The sequence below is a fragment of the Nocardia sp. NPDC004718 genome (assembly GCF_053601535.1).
Map to the genome: position 1 here is coordinate 1 of NZ_JBSGCA010000013.1, position 15875 is coordinate 15875.

General features: G+C 68.5%; 14 protein-coding genes. 9 read left to right on the forward strand and 5 right to left on the reverse strand.

Annotation, left to right across the window (positions count from 1 at the left end; all coding sequences use genetic code 11):
* Positions 1-524: 524 nt before the first annotated feature.
* Positions 525-926 carry a nuclear transport factor 2 family protein gene (locus ACWEH3_RS12150; RefSeq protein ID WP_364437868.1) on the reverse strand — a complete coding sequence of 134 codons (402 nt, stop codon included), beginning with the start codon at positions 924-926 and terminating at the stop codon, positions 525-527.
* 67 nt (positions 927-993) lie between these two features.
* A complete protein-coding gene (locus ACWEH3_RS12155) occupies positions 994-1962 on the reverse strand; it encodes a helix-turn-helix transcriptional regulator (RefSeq protein ID WP_450024908.1) in 969 nt (322 codons plus the stop codon).
* Positions 1963-2025: 63 nt separating this feature from the next.
* Between ACWEH3_RS12155 and ACWEH3_RS12160 the strand changes: the two genes are divergently transcribed.
* From ACWEH3_RS12160 to ACWEH3_RS12185, 6 genes are all read left to right on the forward strand, one after another.
* Positions 2026-4314 (forward strand): ATP-binding cassette domain-containing protein, encoded by a 2289-nt coding sequence (locus ACWEH3_RS12160; protein WP_450024910.1) that lies wholly within the window; start codon positions 2026-2028, stop codon positions 4312-4314.
* A gap of 38 nt (positions 4315-4352) precedes the next feature.
* Positions 4353-5231 carry a glycosyl hydrolase family 32 gene (locus tag ACWEH3_RS12165; RefSeq protein WP_450024912.1) on the forward strand — a complete coding sequence of 293 codons (879 nt, stop codon included), beginning with the start codon at positions 4353-4355 and terminating at the stop codon, positions 5229-5231.
* Positions 5232-5350: 119 nt separating this feature from the next.
* Entirely contained in the window at positions 5351-6763 is a 1413-nt protein-coding gene (locus tag ACWEH3_RS12170) for an L-fucose/L-arabinose isomerase family protein (RefSeq protein WP_450024914.1), read from the forward strand.
* A gap of 2 nt (positions 6764-6765) precedes the next feature.
* On the forward strand, positions 6766-8247 hold the full coding sequence (locus tag ACWEH3_RS12175) for an FGGY-family carbohydrate kinase (RefSeq protein WP_450024948.1): 1482 nt from the start codon (positions 6766-6768) through the stop codon (positions 8245-8247).
* Between the two features lie 56 nt (positions 8248-8303).
* Entirely contained in the window at positions 8304-8726 is a 423-nt protein-coding gene (locus tag ACWEH3_RS12180) for a thioredoxin domain-containing protein (RefSeq protein ID WP_450024916.1), read from the forward strand.
* Positions 8711-9733 carry a glycoside hydrolase family 172 protein gene (locus tag ACWEH3_RS12185; RefSeq protein WP_450024918.1) on the forward strand — a complete coding sequence of 341 codons (1023 nt, stop codon included), beginning with the start codon at positions 8711-8713 and terminating at the stop codon, positions 9731-9733. Before ACWEH3_RS12180 ends, ACWEH3_RS12185 begins: the two co-directional genes overlap by 16 nt.
* Here ACWEH3_RS12185 and ACWEH3_RS12190 read toward each other — a convergent pair.
* Positions 9724-10215: a hypothetical protein gene (locus tag ACWEH3_RS12190; RefSeq protein ID WP_450024920.1), complete on the reverse strand. Its 492-nt coding sequence runs from the start codon at positions 10213-10215 to the stop codon at positions 9724-9726. The two genes, ACWEH3_RS12185 and ACWEH3_RS12190, sit on opposite strands and share 10 nt — an antisense overlap.
* A gap of 235 nt (positions 10216-10450) precedes the next feature.
* Between ACWEH3_RS12190 and xylB the strand changes: the two genes are divergently transcribed.
* Both xylB and ACWEH3_RS12200 read left to right on the forward strand, forming a co-directional pair.
* A complete protein-coding gene (gene xylB / locus ACWEH3_RS12195) occupies positions 10451-11860 on the forward strand; it encodes a xylulokinase (RefSeq protein WP_450024922.1) in 1410 nt (469 codons plus the stop codon).
* A 141-nt stretch (positions 11861-12001) separates the two neighbouring features.
* Positions 12002-12631, forward strand: coding sequence for a maleylpyruvate isomerase family mycothiol-dependent enzyme (locus ACWEH3_RS12200; protein ID WP_450024924.1), 630 nt, complete (start codon positions 12002-12004; stop codon positions 12629-12631).
* Between the two features lie 15 nt (positions 12632-12646).
* On the opposite strand, the gene ACWEH3_RS12205 is transcribed toward ACWEH3_RS12200, so the two are convergent.
* The gene (locus tag ACWEH3_RS12205; RefSeq protein ID WP_450024926.1) at positions 12647-13432 is read right to left on the reverse strand and encodes a helix-turn-helix domain-containing protein; all 786 of its coding nucleotides are present in this window, start codon (positions 13430-13432) and stop codon (positions 12647-12649) included.
* 88 nt (positions 13433-13520) lie between these two features.
* Here ACWEH3_RS12205 and ACWEH3_RS12210 point away from each other — a divergent pair, with 88 nt between their 5' ends.
* A complete protein-coding gene (locus ACWEH3_RS12210) occupies positions 13521-13904 on the forward strand; it encodes a nuclear transport factor 2 family protein (RefSeq protein ID WP_450024928.1) in 384 nt (127 codons plus the stop codon).
* 260 nt (positions 13905-14164) lie between these two features.
* Here ACWEH3_RS12210 and ACWEH3_RS12215 read toward each other — a convergent pair whose 3' ends face one another.
* Entirely contained in the window at positions 14165-15835 is a 1671-nt protein-coding gene (locus tag ACWEH3_RS12215) for a 2-isopropylmalate synthase (protein ID WP_450024950.1), read from the reverse strand.
* Between the last annotated feature and the right edge of the window lie 40 nt (positions 15836-15875).

The window sequence follows — 15875 nt, forward strand, 5'->3', positions numbered from 1 at the left end:
GTCCGAAAACCCAGCAAAACAATCGCCAGCCGGAAAATTAGCTGACTAAAAATATCCGACCCTCCACACGGGGGTATGAAGAGCCGAAACCAAAAATAATTGGCACTGACATTCATCGACACACTATTGAGTTCTCAAAGAACACACGCACACACATTCAATCCGAATTACTCCGGACCTTCAGTGAGGCAACTTTTCCAGCTTAGCCCATTCGTTCACCCGATCAAAATCGGGCTCCCGATCGAGCCAGTGTGATCGTCAGGCGCTCCTCGTCCTACCTCGTTTCCCGGTCCTTCCGCTCGGCGTCTCCGCCTCGCTTCTCGGCTCCGGGTCGGTGTCCGTGTCGCTCTGACTTGGAATAAGTTACGCGGCGGATAACGCTTCGTCAAATCGCCTGCCCAGCGCGCTTTTTCGCAGGTCAGCGGCGTGCGCGCAGGGAAACTCCGGCGCGAATGACACAAGTGTGATTCAGACCACGACAAGATCGATTGGCAGCGCTTCTACGACAATGCGCCCCTCGGCGATCAGCCACCCAGTGGAGCGCGGCGCGGAATGACTTTGCGATACGTGATCCGCCAGCCGACGGGTTCTCGCACCACCACGTCCTCATACGTAACGCTTCCGCAGCGACCATCGGCGGCGATCCCGATTCCCTTCGACAACACCTGTGCGCGGTCGGCCTCACTTTCGGTGACGATCACATTCGTGACGTGATGGCCGACCGGATTCGCGTCGCCGAGCGCGAGGGCCGCGTCACGCACAGCGGCGATGCCGCGCAATTCGCCGTATCCCATGGCGGTCAGGTCGTAGACGACCTCCGCGCTGAACAGCTCGTCCATGCGATCCAGTTCGCCCGCATCGATGATGTGGCCGTGCCGGGCGATGAGGTCGGTGATATCGAGGCGGTCTTCCACTGAGAGCGTCATGCGCAGCACCGTAGTGCCGCTTCCCGCATCGGGCAGCCGAGTATCCGCACGCCGCGGCGGCCTTCGCTCAGCCAGGCTTGTCCGCCGCACGAAGCAGTTTGGCGCCGAGCCGAGCGAGCAGGTCTTTCATCTCGACGGGTTCGACGACCTCGAAGTCCAGGTCGAGGTGCGCGATGCGGAGGGCGGTCCACTCCAGCGAATCCGCGGAGGTGCGCAAGAGACAGGTTCGCTCGTCCAGCGGTTCGACTTCCTCCGCGCGAACGCGGAACGTCTCGGCCAGCACGGCGGCGCGGGCATGCACCCGCAGCACCACGGGACGAACCGGTCTGGAGCGCGCCAACTGGCTGGTCACGAAACTCGCCGCGTCGGCGGTGGGCAGCGTGCGAGGTGCGCAGCGTATTCCGATCGGCCGCGGTGAGGTCACACGGTCCACGCGGAAAGTGCGCCAATCGGCGCGGTCGACATCCCAGGCGACCAGGTACCAGCGGCGACCCGCCGAGACCAGACTGTGCGGTTCGGCGAGGCGGCTGCTTTCCGTATCGGTCTTGTCGCGGTATCGGAAGCGGATCCGCTCGCTGTCGCGCGCGGCGGCGGCCAGGGCGACCAACACCTCGGGATCGATCATCGGACCGGCGGCGGGCCCGCCGAGCGAGACGGTGGTGGCGTCTATCGCGTCGACTCGGCGGCGCAAGCGCGACGGCAGGACCTGCTGCAGCTTCACCAAGGCGCGAGCAGCCGATTCCTCGATACCCGCGACCGCGCCCTGCGCCGCGCCGCGCAGTCCGAGCGTGATCGCGACCGCTTCCTCGTCGTCGAGCAGCAGCGGCGGCAGTGCCGCGCCCGCTTCCAGGCGGTAGCCGCCTACCGCGCCGAGGCTCGCGACCACCGGATACTCCAGCTCGCGCAGACGCTCCACGTCTCGGCGCACCGTCCGCACCGTGACGCCGAGCCGCGCGGCCAGTTCGGGACCGCTCCATTCGCGGCGGGTCTGCAACAGCGACAGCAGCTGGAGCAGTCGCTCGGCGGTCCGGGTCACGTACTCGAGTATGGCCGCGAAGGAGGACAGAAACCGACCTCATCGCTGCCTAGCGTGAGGTTCGTGCATGCAGATCGAGACACCATCAGGATCGTCGGGGCTCGCGAGAACAATTTGCGCGATGTCTCGCTCACGATCCCCAAAGGCAAGATCGTGGTCTTCACCGGCGTCTCCGGTTCGGGCAAGTCGTCGATCGTCTTCGGGACCGTGGCGGTCGAATCGCAGCGGCAGCTCAACGAGACCTTCACCTGGTTCATCCGCAATCGGCTGCCCAAATACGAGCGTCCGGAGGCGGACGCGATCGACAACCTGGCGCCCGCCGTCGTCGTCGATCAGAAGCCGATCGGCGGCAATTCCCGTTCCACGGTCGGGACCATGACCGACATCCACTCCGTCATCCGCGTCCTGTTCTCCCGGCACAGCGTGCCGAGCGCGGGCGAGGCCACGCGCTATTCGTTCAACGATCCGCTGGGCATGTGTCCCGCGTGCGGCGGTCTCGGCAATGTGGTGCGGCCGGATCTGGGCAAGCTCATCGACCGCGGCAAATCGCTCAACGAGGGCGCCATCACCTTCGGGCCCTTCGCGGTCGGAACGTTTCAATGGCAGCTCTACGCCGAGTCGGGGCTCTTCGATCCGGACAAGCCGCTGCGGGACTTCACTGCCGAGGAGTGGCGATTGTTCCTGCACGGCAAGGGTTTCCGGGTGCCGCGCAAGAATCGGAACGGCTCGGCGGGAAACAACGCGTACGAAGGCCTGTTGGAGCGGTTCGACCGCCTCTACATCAAGCGTGATCTCACCGCGTTGTCGGACAAGAATCGCGAAGCCGCCCGCGCGGTGGTCACCGAGGAGGTCTGCCCGGACTGCGGGGGCGCACGGCTCAACGCCGCCGCGCTGGCGAGCCGGATCGATGGGCTCGGCATCGCCGACTACGGCAGGCTGGAGATCACCGACCTCATCGAGGTGCTCGACCGCCTGGACGATCCAGTGGCTCGGCCGATCGCCCAAGCCGCCGTCGCCCGGCTGCGCCGGATCGAGGAGGTCGGGCTCGGCTACCTGTCGCTCGATCGGGAAACCGCCACCCTGTCCGGCGGCGAGGCGCAGCGCCTGAAGGTCGTCCGGCATCTCGGCTCCAGCCTCACCGGCATGACCTATATCTTCGACGAGCCCAGCGTCGGCATGCATCCCCGGGATGTGGGGCGGCTGAACACTCTGCTGAGCCGGCTGCGCGACAAAGGGAACACGGTGCTGGTGGTGGAGCACTCCCCCGATGTCATCGCCGTCGCCGACCATGTGGTCGACATGGGGCCGGGCGCCGGTTCCCGCGGCGGGCAGGTGGTGTTCGAGGGCACGGTCGATCGCTTGCGGCGTGCGGAGACGCCGACCGGTGCTGGCCTGCGCCGGGTGCGGCGGGTGAAGGAGGACGTCCGGGAGCCGGCGGGATGGCTCACCGTCGCCGATGCCGACGCCTACAACCTGAAGAACCTCGCCGTGCGGTTTCCGACGGGCGTGCTCACGGCGGTGACCGGCGTGGCGGGCTCCGGGAAGAGCACGCTGGTGTCCGGCGCGTTCGTCGCGGCGCATCCGCAGGTCATCGCGGTGGACCAGGCCGCGATCGCCGCCTCCCGGCGCTCCAGCCCCGCGACCTATCTCGGCATCATGGATCCGCTGCGTCAGCTGTTCGCCAAGCGGCACGGCGTACGACCGGGCTTGTTCAGTTTCAATTCCGACGGCGCCTGCGGCGAATGCGACGGCGCCGGAGTGATCTTCACCGATCTGGCGTACATGGATCCGGTCACCACGATCTGCCAGGCCTGCCACGGACGCCGATACCGTCCGGAGGCGCTCGCTTACGAGATTCGCGGGGCGTCCATCGCCGACGTGCTGGAGATGCCCGCGGCGGAAGCGCTGGACTTCTGGGCCGCGGAGGGGGACCGGCGGATCGGCACGCCGTTGCGGTCGCTGCTCGACGTCGGTCTCGGGTATCTCACCCTCGGCCGGTCGTTGTCCTCGCTGTCCGGCGGCGAACGCCAGCGCGTCAAGCTGGCCGATCACCTCCAGCGTCGCGCCGAAGCCGCCGTCTACGTGCTGGACGAGCCGACCACGGGGCTGCACATGGCCGATGTCGACGCGCTGGTCGGGCTGCTGGACCGGCTGGTCGACGCGGGCAACACGGTGATCGTCATCGAGCACGACCTGGACGTCGTCGCGCGGGCCGACTGGGTGATCGACCTCGGACCCGACGGCGGAAAGCACGGAGGCGAACTCGTTTTCGCCGGGACACCGGCGGACTTGCTGGCGGACGACCGGTCGCTGACCGCGGAATACCTGCGGCGCAGTGTCGTTGCCCGATGATTCCGCCACCGGGGACGTGATCGCGGCATCATGAATCCATGGCGACACGGGAGGTGGTCCGGGCGGGAGCTTTCGCGCGGATCTACGATCCGAGCGCCGGGGAGTCGGAAGCCTGGTACATCAACGATCACACATTCGTTCGCGACGCCGCCGGGAGGTGGCACCTTTTCGGGATCACCCACCCCGAGCCCGCGGATCCGTTCGACGAGATCGAGTTCGCTCACGCCACCGCCGACCGGCTGCGCGGTTCGTGGACCAAGCAAGCCTCGGCGTTGCGGGTGGATCGGGACTACGGCGAGACGCATCTGTGGGCGCCTTTTGTGCTCGGCGCTCACGGCCGCTACTACATGTTCTACGCCGCAGGCGGCGACGACCGCACCGCCGCGGCGATGAACCTGGCGACCTCGCCCGATCTGTTCCACTGGACCAGATCGGCGGAGGGCCCGCTGTTCCGCGACGGCTACGACGCTCGCGATCCCATGGTGGTGCGCGTCGGCGACCAATGGGTGATGTACTACTGCGCGACCAGCGCCCCGGCGGGTGGTCACCATGTCGTCGCCTACCGCACCAGCGCCGACCTCGTGCACTGGGGCGATCGGCACATCGCGTACACGGACCCGGCCAAAGGCACCGAGGCGGGCAACACCGAATCGCCTTACGTCATTCGGTACGGGGGATGGTGGTACTTGTTCATCGGTCCGCGCCCGCATTACGTCGGCACCGACGTCTTCCGCAGTGACAATCCTTTTCACTTCCGCATCGGCGACAAGGTCGGGCACATCGCCGCGCACGCCGCCGAGGTGGTCGACGAGGACGGCCGCTGGTGGATCACCAGTGCGGGGTGGGGGCAGGGCGGGGTACATCTGGCGCCGCTCGGCTTCCCGCAGTCGCGGGTCGTCAAAACGGTTCCGCGCTAAGCGGTCCGAAGCACCAGGCCGAGCGCTATTTCGGCGAAACGCGTCTCCGGGCGCGGTCGCGGCTGGTATCTCTTGAGCGAGTCGAACTTTCCGATCACCCACCTACGGGAGGGACCGGCATGGCCCGTATCGGCATCATCAGCATCTCCGATGGCCGCGACTATGTGCATGCGGGCATCGCCGATTTCATCGTCTCCACCGAAGACCGGCTGGTGGCCGCGCTCGCGGACGCCGGCCACGATGTGGTCCGTGGCGCGGCGCCGATCAGCGACAACGCGTCGGCCGGTGCGGTGGCGCGCACGGTCGCCGCGGCGGGCGTCGATCTCACCGTCTTGCATTACGCGGTCTGGGCGTTCCCGCATTTCACCATGCTGGCGGCGGGCGCGATTCCGGGGCCGCTGCTGTTGCTGTCGAATATCGACCCGGTCCAGCCGGGAATGGTGGGCATGCTCGCCGCCGGAGGTGCGCTGGATCAGATCGGACGTCGGCACAGCAGGCTGTGGGGTGATCCGTCCGATCCCGAACTCATCGATGCGATCGGCGTGCGCGCGCGGGCCGCGGCAGCCGTGGCGAGCCTGCGCGGTTCGACGTTCGGGCGCTTCGGTGGGCGGCCGATGGGTATGAACACCGCGGTCGCCAACACCGATCAGTGGCAGCGCCTATTCGGCATCGACGTCGAGGAAATCGATCAGTGGGAGATCGTGCGGCGCGCGGAACTGGCCGACGCGGGCGAGGCGAAGGCCGCGCGCGAGTGGCTGGAGCGCAACACCGCGGGCGTGCACTACGACGGCGCCAAGCTCACCCCGCAACTGCTGGAACGTCAGATCCGCTCGTATCTGGCGGTGCGCGAGCTGATCGACGAGTGGCGCCTGGACTTCTCGGGGATCAAGGGGCAGCCCGAGCTCACCCAGTATTTCGCCACCATGGACGTCACCGAGGCCTTCCTCAACGATCCCTACGACTGGAACGGACCGAAGAAGCCGCACGTCTGCGCGACCGAGGCGGACATGGACGGCGCGCTGACCATGCAGCTGCTCAAAGGGATCGCGGGCACCCCGGTGCTGTTCGCCGACGTCCGGCACTATCACGCCGATCGGGACATCTGGGATCTCTGCAATTCCGGCCAGCACGCCACCTGGTTCGCCGCTCGCAGCGACGACCCGGCGGAGAACCTGGCGAAGGTGCACTTGTACCCGGAGGTGTTCTTCTTTCCCGCGGGCGGCGCCTCGGTGCATCATCTGGCCGCGCCGGGCCGGATGACTCTCGCCCGGCTCACCCGGCTCGACGGCGACTACCGCATGCAGCTGATGCTCGGCGAATTCGAGGAATACGACGAGCAGACCAACGAAGCCCTGATGAAGCAGTCGACCCGGGAATGGCCGCACGCGTTCGCCCGGCTGGACGCGCGCGCCGAGGATTTCCTTAACCGCTTCGGCGCCAACCACATTCACGCGGTGCCCGGCGACCACCGCGAAGCCGTGCGTGCGACGTGCGAATTGCTCGACGTCACGGTGGACGAGTTCACGCGGTGACGATGTTTCTCGGTATCGACATCGGGACCTCGAGTTCGAAGGGCGTGCTCACCGACGCGCGCGGCACGGTCATCGCCAGGGCCGAGCGGGCGCATGAGGTATCCATGCCGCACCCCGGCTGGGTCGAGCACGACGCGGAGAAGGTGTGGTGGGCGGATTTTCTCGCACTCGCCCGTGAGCTGGTGGCGGCGGCAGGCGGCGCCGCGCTCGAGGGACTCGCGGTGTCCGGTATCGGCCCGTGCCTGTTGCCCGCCGACGCGGAGGGCAGGCCGTTGCGACCGGCCATCCTCTACGGCGTCGACACCAGGGCGAGCGTCGAGATAGCGGAATTGAACGACGAATTCGGCGCGCGGGCCGTGCTCGACCGCGCCGGATCGCCGCTGACCAGCCAGGCTGTCGGCCCGAAAGCCCGGTGGCTGGCCCGGCACGAGCCGGATGTCGCCGCACGCACCGCGATGCTGCTGATGGCGAGTTCTTTCCTGGTGCACCGGCTCACCGGCCGGTACGTTCTCGACCACCAATCGGCCAGTCAGTGCGTGCCCCTCTACGACCTGCGCGAACGTGCGTGGGCGAACGACTGGGCCGAGCGGATCGTGCCCGGCTGGCGGCTGCCGGAGCTGGCCTGGCCCACCGAGATCGTGGGCCGGGTGAGCGCGGACGCGGCGGCCGCGACTGGACTTCCGTCGGGGCTGCCCGTCACCACGGGGACCATCGATGCCTGGGCCGAGGCAGCCAGCGTCGGCGTCCGCGCTCCGGGCGACGCGATGATCATGTACGGCACCACCATGTTCCTGGTGCAGGTGCTCACCGACCCGCGCCCGCATCCCGGCCTCTGGGGCACCTGCGGCACCTGGCCGGGCACGTATACCCTCGCCGCGGGCATGGCCACCTCCGGCGCGGTCACCGACTGGCTGCGCAAGCTCGTGGGTGGCGAGTTCACCGACTTGGTCGCCGCGGCAGCGGAGGTGCCCGCGGGGAGCAGGGGGTTGCTCGCGCTGCCCTATTTCGCCGGGGAACGCACGCCCTTGTTCGATCCGGACGCGCGCGGCATCGTCGCGGGATTGACCCTCGGGCACGGACGGGCCGAGCTCTACCGCGCGGTTCTGGAGGGCATCGCCTACGGAGTGCGCCACAACCTCGAGGCCATGACCGAAGCAGGCGGGCAGGCGGGGCGTCTGGTCGCGGTGGGCGGCGGCACCAGAGGCGGGCTGTGGACCCGGATCGTCTCCGATGTCACCGGGCTGCCGCAGCAATTGCCCGCCGACACCGTGGGGGCGAGCCTCGGCGACGCGCTGCTCGCGGCCGAGGCCGCCGGGGTCGACACCTCGGGGTGGAATCCCGTCGTCGACACCGTGCGACCGCAACCCGAAAGTGTCGCGATCTACGACGAGTACTACCGGCACTACCGCGATCTGTACGACCGAACGACGAATATCGCGCATTTCCTCGCGGCCGAACAGCACCGCGCCGGGGCGGCTTCCTGATCGCGAATATCCGTACGACGATGCACAGTTGCTCCGCGGAACGATACGAGGATTTCATGCCCACGATCACCTTGACCCAGGACGATTTCGACTCCGTCGTCACGTCGCGTCCGATCGTGCTGGTGGACTGGTGGGCCGGTTGGTGTGGGCCGTGCCGGTATTTCGCTCCGGTGTACGAAGCGTCGTCGCAGCGGCATCCGCAGATCGTGCCCAGCAAGGTCGACACCGAAGCCGAGGTCGCGTTGACCGCTGCCGCCCAGGTGACGCGGTGTCCGACGGTGATGGCGTTCTGCGACGTCGCCTCGGACGCGCTGGAAGACCTTGTGCAGCAGATCCTCTGGCTGGACATGGACCGGTTCCGCCGGGAACTCGCCCAGCAGACCGACACCCGGCAGCTGGCCGCGACCGACGGGGCCGCCACGGCGCACCGGGCCGGGCTCGCGCCGACCGCAGCCCGTTACGGGTGGCCGGGACTGTGACCGCGCCGGGCGGTGAACTGTGGCGGCTGGACGGCACGCGAACGCGGTCGATCAGCGCCGAGAATCCGACGGGGGCGCCCGGCGCGGGCGCGCGGGCGACCGACGGCACCGGAGCGCACGCGGCACGGCTGCTCGGGGCGGGATGGAAGATCTCCCCCTCGATCGCGCTCGCCCACGGCGAAACCGCCACGCTGGCCGACGTGTCCGGTCCCGGCGTTTTCCGGCATTTCTGGTTGACCACCGAGCGTTCCGTCCTTCGCGGGCTGACGCTGCGGATGACCTGGGACGACGCGGCACGGCCCGCGATCGCCTCGCCCCTCGGCGACTTCTTCTGCAACGGATGGGGCGAGACCGCCCTGCTGAGTTCGGAGATGGTGGTCGTCGCGCCCGCGGGTGGATTGAACAGCTACTGGCCCATGCCGTTTCGGCACCGCGCTCGCATCACGCTCGAAAACCACTGCGGCCGTGCGGTTCCGGTGTACTACCAGGCGACTTACACCGAAGAGGACGTACCGGACGAAGCGGGGTATCTGCACACCCGATGGACGCGGACCACCGGCCTGGGGAACCCTGCCGTCCACACCGTGCTCGACACGGTGCCGGGGCCGGGCCGCTACGTCGGCACCTACCTCGCCATCCGCCCGGGCGCGCCGGGATGGTGGGGCGAGGGCGAGGTCAAGTTCTTCCTCGACGGAGACACCGAGCATCCGACCATTTGCGGGACGGGCACCGAAGACTATTTCGGCGGCGCCTGGAATTTCGATCTCGACGGGACATACCGGACATATTCCACGCCTTATCTCGGGCTGCATCAAGTGCTGCCGCCGGAGGAAATCTATCGAGCGGATCAGCGCTTCGGCATGTACCGCTGGCATGTGCGCGATCCGATCTGTTTCGACCGCGAACTACGCGTCACCGTCCAAGCCCTCGGATGGCAGGACGCCGAGACCTATCTCCCGCTGGAGGACGCCGACGTGGCGACCACCGCCTGGTGGTATCAGGCCTGAGGGGGGTCGTCGGCATCCGGCGGAAGCTCCGACGCCAGCAGTTCGTCGGCGCGCGCCAGCGCCGCGTCCATGCCCGCGGTGAGATCGTCCATCACGGTCAGGCCGTCCAGGAGTCCGGTGAGTTCGTCCTGCACGGCGCGCAGCTCGGCGATCGCCGGGTCGACGGGAAACCACGCGACCGAGTCGCGCCACCACGGATCGTCGCAGAGCCAGGCCCACAGCACATCACGCACCAGCACCGGGTCGGAGGTGTACACCTGGAACGACTCGGTCGCCGACCCGGCCCGGTGCTCCAGCTCATAGACCCCGTCGGGCAGCAACCTGGCCCGGATCTCGTGCAGGTCGGCACGGCTGAGTTCGAGCACGGCGTCTTCCGGCCCGGCCGGTTCGCCGAGCAGGTCGCCGAGCGCCTCCTCGGTCAGTTCCGGCAGCTGCGTCCCGTCTCCCGTGCGGATGCGCACGTCGGTGGGGTCGATGCTCATCGCGACAGTCTGCCCGATACGGCGGCGGAATACCCGAAATGCTCCGGTGCGGGGCAGCGAGGTGCAAGGTGGTCGGTATGGGTGTGCTCCAGACGATCGGACGATTCGCCGGATCGCGCGACGGGCTCGTCCTCGAAATGCGACCGGTTTCCTCCGAGGCGTCGATCCGCCCGCGTCCGCTGTGCGACGGGGGCGGTGTCGGCGACGCGAGCGGGCTTCGATCGGGGCAGGCGCCATGACGACGGTGGCGGGAGTCGACAGTTCCACCCAGGCGTGCAAGGTCGTGGTCTGCGACGCCGACAGCGGTGAGATTCTCGCTCAGGGGCGGGCCACGCACCCGGAGGGGACCGAGGTCGCCCCGGCCGCGTGGTGGGACGCGCTACAGACGGCGAGTGCGGGATTGCTCGACGACGTCGACGCGATAGCCGTCGCGGGACAGCAACAGGGCTTGGTCCCGTTGGACGCGGCGGGTGTTCCGGTGCGGGACGCGCTGCTGTGGAACGACGTCCGCTCCGCCGACGCGGCGAAGGAACTGATCGCCGACCTGGGTGGCCCGCGGGCATGGGCCGATGCGGTCGGTAACGTACCGGTGGCAGGCCTGACCGTCGCCAAACTGCGCTGGCTGGCAGACCACGAGCCGGCACTCGCCGACAACACCGCGCACGTCGTGCTGCCACACGACTACCTGACCTGGCGACTACGGGGCGGCGGGCCGGGACGCATGCTCGAGCCGACCACCGACCGGGGCGATGCTTCCGGCACCGGCTATTGGTCACCAGCCGACGGCGACTATCGCGAAGACCTGCTCGCCATGGCTTTTCGTGGGCGCCACCCGGGCCTGCCCCGGGTCCTCGGCCCGGACCAGCCCGCCGGGCACACACCGTCGGGCGCACTGGTCGCCGCCGGAACGGGGGACAACGCCGGGGCCGCGCTCGGCTTGGGCATCACGGATGGCGACGTGGTGGTCTCCCTCGGTACCAGCGGAACGGCATACGCTCGCACCGACCGTCCGGCCGCCGACGCGACCGGCGCGGTGTCCGGTTTCGCGGATGCCACCGGCGCCTTCCTGCCGCTGGTCTGCACGCTCAACGCCGCCCGCATCCTCACCTCGACCGCCGATCTGCTCGGCGTGGATCTGCCGACGCTGGAATCGCTGGCCGCGCAGGAGCCGCCGGCCGCGGACGGCGTGGTCATGCTGCCCTATCTCGCCGGTGAACGCACGCCCAACCTGCCGCACGCCGCGGGTAGCCTGCACGGGTTGCGGCCGGAGGCGATGCGACCCGGCACGGTGGCCCGCGCCGCCTTCGAGGCTCTGCTGTGTCATCTCGCCGACGCGCTCGACCACCTCACCGAGATCGGCGGGGTCTCGCCGCGGCGCGTGCTGCTCATCGGCGGCGCGGCGCGCTCTCGGCTGGTGGCGGCGATCGCCGCGCAGGTCTTCGGCGTCACGGTGACGGTGCCGGAACCGGCCGAGTACGTGGCGCTCGGCGCTGCCAGGCAAGCGGCATGGGCGCTCAGCGGCACGTCCCGGCCGCCGTCCTGGCCCGCATGCTCGGTCGCGGAGATTCCGCCACCGGCCGACACCGCGACCGGACGGGACATCCGGGCCGCGTATCGGAGAACCCGCCAGGCGCTCTACGGCTGACCACCGTCTTCACCGCGGTCCCGGCGTGCGCAGCGAATCCGGAACACCCTGTTTCCGCTCTGCGGGTGGCCGATTTTCGTCGCCGGGTGGCGCCTCGACGGCCGGAGGGGTTGGATCACCTCGTCGAAGAGAGGTGGACGAATGATCGATACCCAGGTGCGAAGGGCGGTGACGGCGGAACGAACCGAACTCGCCGAACTCCTGGCCGGACTGGACGCCGAGGGCTGGGACTCGCCGACCCTCTGCGCGGGCTGGCGGGTACGCGAAGTGGTCGCGCACATCACCATGCCGTATCGCCTGTCGAGCGCGCGCCTGGCGCTGGGGATGGTCGCGGCGTTCGGGAACTTCAACCGCTTGGCCGACCGCACCGCCCGGATGGACGCCGCCACGCTGAGCACCTCGGATCTGCTGAAATCACTGTGGGACAACGTCGATCACCCCTGGCGCCCGCCGGGCGGCGGGCTCTCCAACGCGTTGAGCCACGATGCGATCCACGGGCTGGACATCACCGTTGCCCTGGGCCTGGACCGCTTGGTGCCCGAAGACCGGATGCGCTTGGTGCTGGACACGATCGACCCCAGGACCGTCAAGCTGTTCGGCGCCAAACTCGGCGGCATCGAACTACGCGCCGACGACCTGGACTTCAGCTACGGGTCCGGGACGGTGCTGTCGGGGCGGGCCCAGGACCTGCTGCTCGTCCTCTGCGGCCGCAAGCTGCCCGCCGGACACCTCAGCGGCGAGCCCGCGGAGCGATTCACCGTACGCGACTGAGCCGACGCCCGTCGCTCACCGGCCGGTTTCGGCGCACGCACGCAGGTAGGCAGCCGTTTCGTCGTCGGCGGGGAAGTACGCTTCGACCGCGACCTCATCGAGCGTGATGTCGAAGGCCGCGCCGAAGGTCGTGATCGTGCTGAAGAACGCGAGTTCCGTGTCGCGGTGGCGCAGTCGGATCGGCAGCAGGATGTCCGCGATGTCACTGTCCGCGCCGCCCGGCGAGCCGTAGGAGCGCAGTTCCTCGTGCAGCGCAGCCAGATCGGGATCTCCGGTCGCCATCACCTGGCGCGCCAGGCGGGGCAGCAGGAAAGCGCGGACCTGCTCGAGGTTGCGCAGCCGGGAGGCGAAGCCCGCCGGGTGCAGGCCGAGCCGCATCATGTTGATCGGCGGTTCGAGCAGTTGCGGATCCACACCGTCGAAGAACACGCCCACACAGTCGTTGGCCTGCACCAGATTCCAGCGCCGGTCCACCGCCAGCGCCGGATATGGTTCGTGCAGCCGCAGTACCCGCTGCACCGCGTCGCGGGCGCGCCGCAGCGCGGGGTCGTTCCAGTCGCTGCGCCGGAACTCGGGGGCATGTCCGGCGGCGATCAGCGCACGGTTGCGTTCGCGCAGCGGAATGTCGAGCTGTTCGGCCAGGTGCAGCACCATGGCTCGGCTGGGCGTCGTGCGGCCGGTCTCGACGAAACTGACATGCCGGGCGGACACGTCGGCTTGGATGGCCAGGTCCAGCTGGCTCAGCTTCCGCCGGTGCCGCCACTCTCGCAGCAGCTCGCCGACCGGTCGATCACCGTTCATCGACCCAGTATCACGACGCCCGGGTCACGCCCGCCATTACACGGCGGGTAATCGACACCCCGGTTCGCTCGCTGCCAGTCTCGTCGGCATGACGAACGACAGCGCGGCAGCGCGCAACAGGGAACTGCTCCTGAACGGCTTCACGGAGTTCGCGGCGGGCAACGTCGACGTGCTGCGCACTCTGTTGCACGACGACTTCCTCGAGCACAGCCCCGGAAATCCCTCCGGGAAGGACGCTTTCATCGAGTTCATCGCACAGGCACCGGTGGCCGGGTCGAAGCTGGAGCTGGCGCGGGTGATCGCCGACGACGAATACGTGGTCATGCACTACCGCACGATCCCGCCGGGCGACGAAGAGCCCGACCTGGCTGTGGTCGACATCTGGCGGGTGGCCGACGGAAAGATCCTGGAGCACTGGGATGTCGTGCAAACGGTGCCCGAGCCCGCGCAGATACCGCACGGCATGTTCTGACCGGAAAAGTCGGTTCTCCGGGGAACACGTGCGGGGATACGGTCGAGCCCGTGACGTGGATCGCGCCCGACCTGGTGCGCGAGCGAATCGACGGTTTCACCGGAGCCTGACCGTCACCTGCCGTGCGGCGCCCGCATCCGATCGGGTACCGGGAACCGAGTACCCGATCGGATCGTCGGCGGTACGCGCGTGATCCGCGCACCAGCCGCGACCTGCCGTCGCGCCACGAGTCGGTCAGCGCGAGAGCGGGTGCCAGATGATCACCGCCGGGCCGAGCGTCCGGCAGCGCGCAGGATCGCGGCGAATGCCGCCGCCTGCGCGGAATCGGCTCGGCCGCAGGACCAACCGAGGTGTTCGCCGCTGCGGTATTCCAGGTAAGCGATGGCGCTGTCGTCTCGATCCGTCATCTGCTGGGTCAGGCCGAGCACCTCTACGCGATACCCCGCCTCGGCCAGAGCCTCGGTGAGCGCCGCGACCGGGCCGCCGCCGCACCGCGTACGGTGGGTGACGCCGTCGACGATCAGTGTGATCTCGGTGTCCGCTTCGGCGCCGTCGCCGCTGGTGCGCCAGTCCTTCACGGCCGGCCCCGACGGATCGTCGCAGTAGATCGCCTCGAACAGGTCACGCAGTTCGGCGGCGCTGATCTCGACGCCGGTGTCGTCGGCGAGCGCCTGCACGTGCCCGGCGAAATCGATCTGCAGGCGTCGCGGCAGGTCCATGCCGTATTCGGTGTGCAGCAGGTAGGCGATGCCACCCTTGCCGGATTGGGAATTGACCCGGATCACCGCGTCGTAGCTGCGGCCGAGGTCGGCGGGATCGATGGGCAGATACGGCACGTGCCAGTCGGCTGCGCGCTCGGGAATGCCCGTCGCGGCGGCCCGGGCGCGATGCTCGGCCATGCCCTTCTTGATCGCGTCCTGATGAGTCCCGGAGAACGCGGTGTGCACCAGATCGCCGACATACGGGTGTCTTTCGTGAATCGGCATACGCGTGCAATATTCGACGGTTCGCCGGATCTCGTCGATGTCGGAGAAGTCGATCATCGGATCAACGCCCTGCGCGTGCAGATTCAGCGCCAGCGTGGCGATGTCGACGTTGCCGGTGCGCTCACCGTTGCCGAAGACGCAGCCCTCGACGCGTTGCGCGCCCGCGAGTACCGCCAGCTCGGCACACGCGACGCCGGTGCCGCGATCGTTGTGCGGGTGCACCGACAGGATGACGCTGTCGCGGCGAGCCAGATTGCGGTGCATGTATTCGATCTGGTCGGCGTAGACGTTCGGGGTGGCGACTTCGACGGTGGCGGGCAGGTTCAGGATGACCGGCCGCCGCGGTGTGGCGTCCCACAATGTCGTCATCCGGTCGCAGATCTCGAGGACGTAGTCGGGCTCGGTCAGGTTGAACACCTCGGGCGAGAACTCGAACCGCACGTTCGGCAGGTCCCCGGCGCAGTCCAGCACGGCGCGCCCGCCGTCGAGGATCAGCTCGCGCAGCGCCGCGCGGTCCTTGCCGAGCACGAGGTCCCGCCACGCGGGAGCCGTCGCGGTGTACATGTGGATCACGACGTCGTTGGGGATGCCGCGGATCGATGCGACGGTGCGCTCGATGAGATCGCGGCGCGCCGGGGTGAAGACGGCGATCGTCACGTCCTCTGGCGCGAGATCCTCCTCGGCGATGAGCCGAACGAAGTCGAAGTCGGTCTGGGACGCCGACGGGTAACCGACCTCGATCTCCTTGTAGCCCATGGCGACCAAGAGCTCGAAGAAGCGTTGTTTGCGCGCCGGGTCCATCGGCTCGGCGAGTGCCTGATTGCCGTCGCGCAGATCGACCGGCACCCACAGAGGCGCCTGCGTGAGCCGGGCGTCGGGCCACTTCCGTCGCATGAGCGGTACTTCCACGCGTCGGTGGATGTCACGATAGCGGTGCGACGGCATTTGCGAGCGCCGCTGGCGATTCCACGCCGGAGCCTGATCG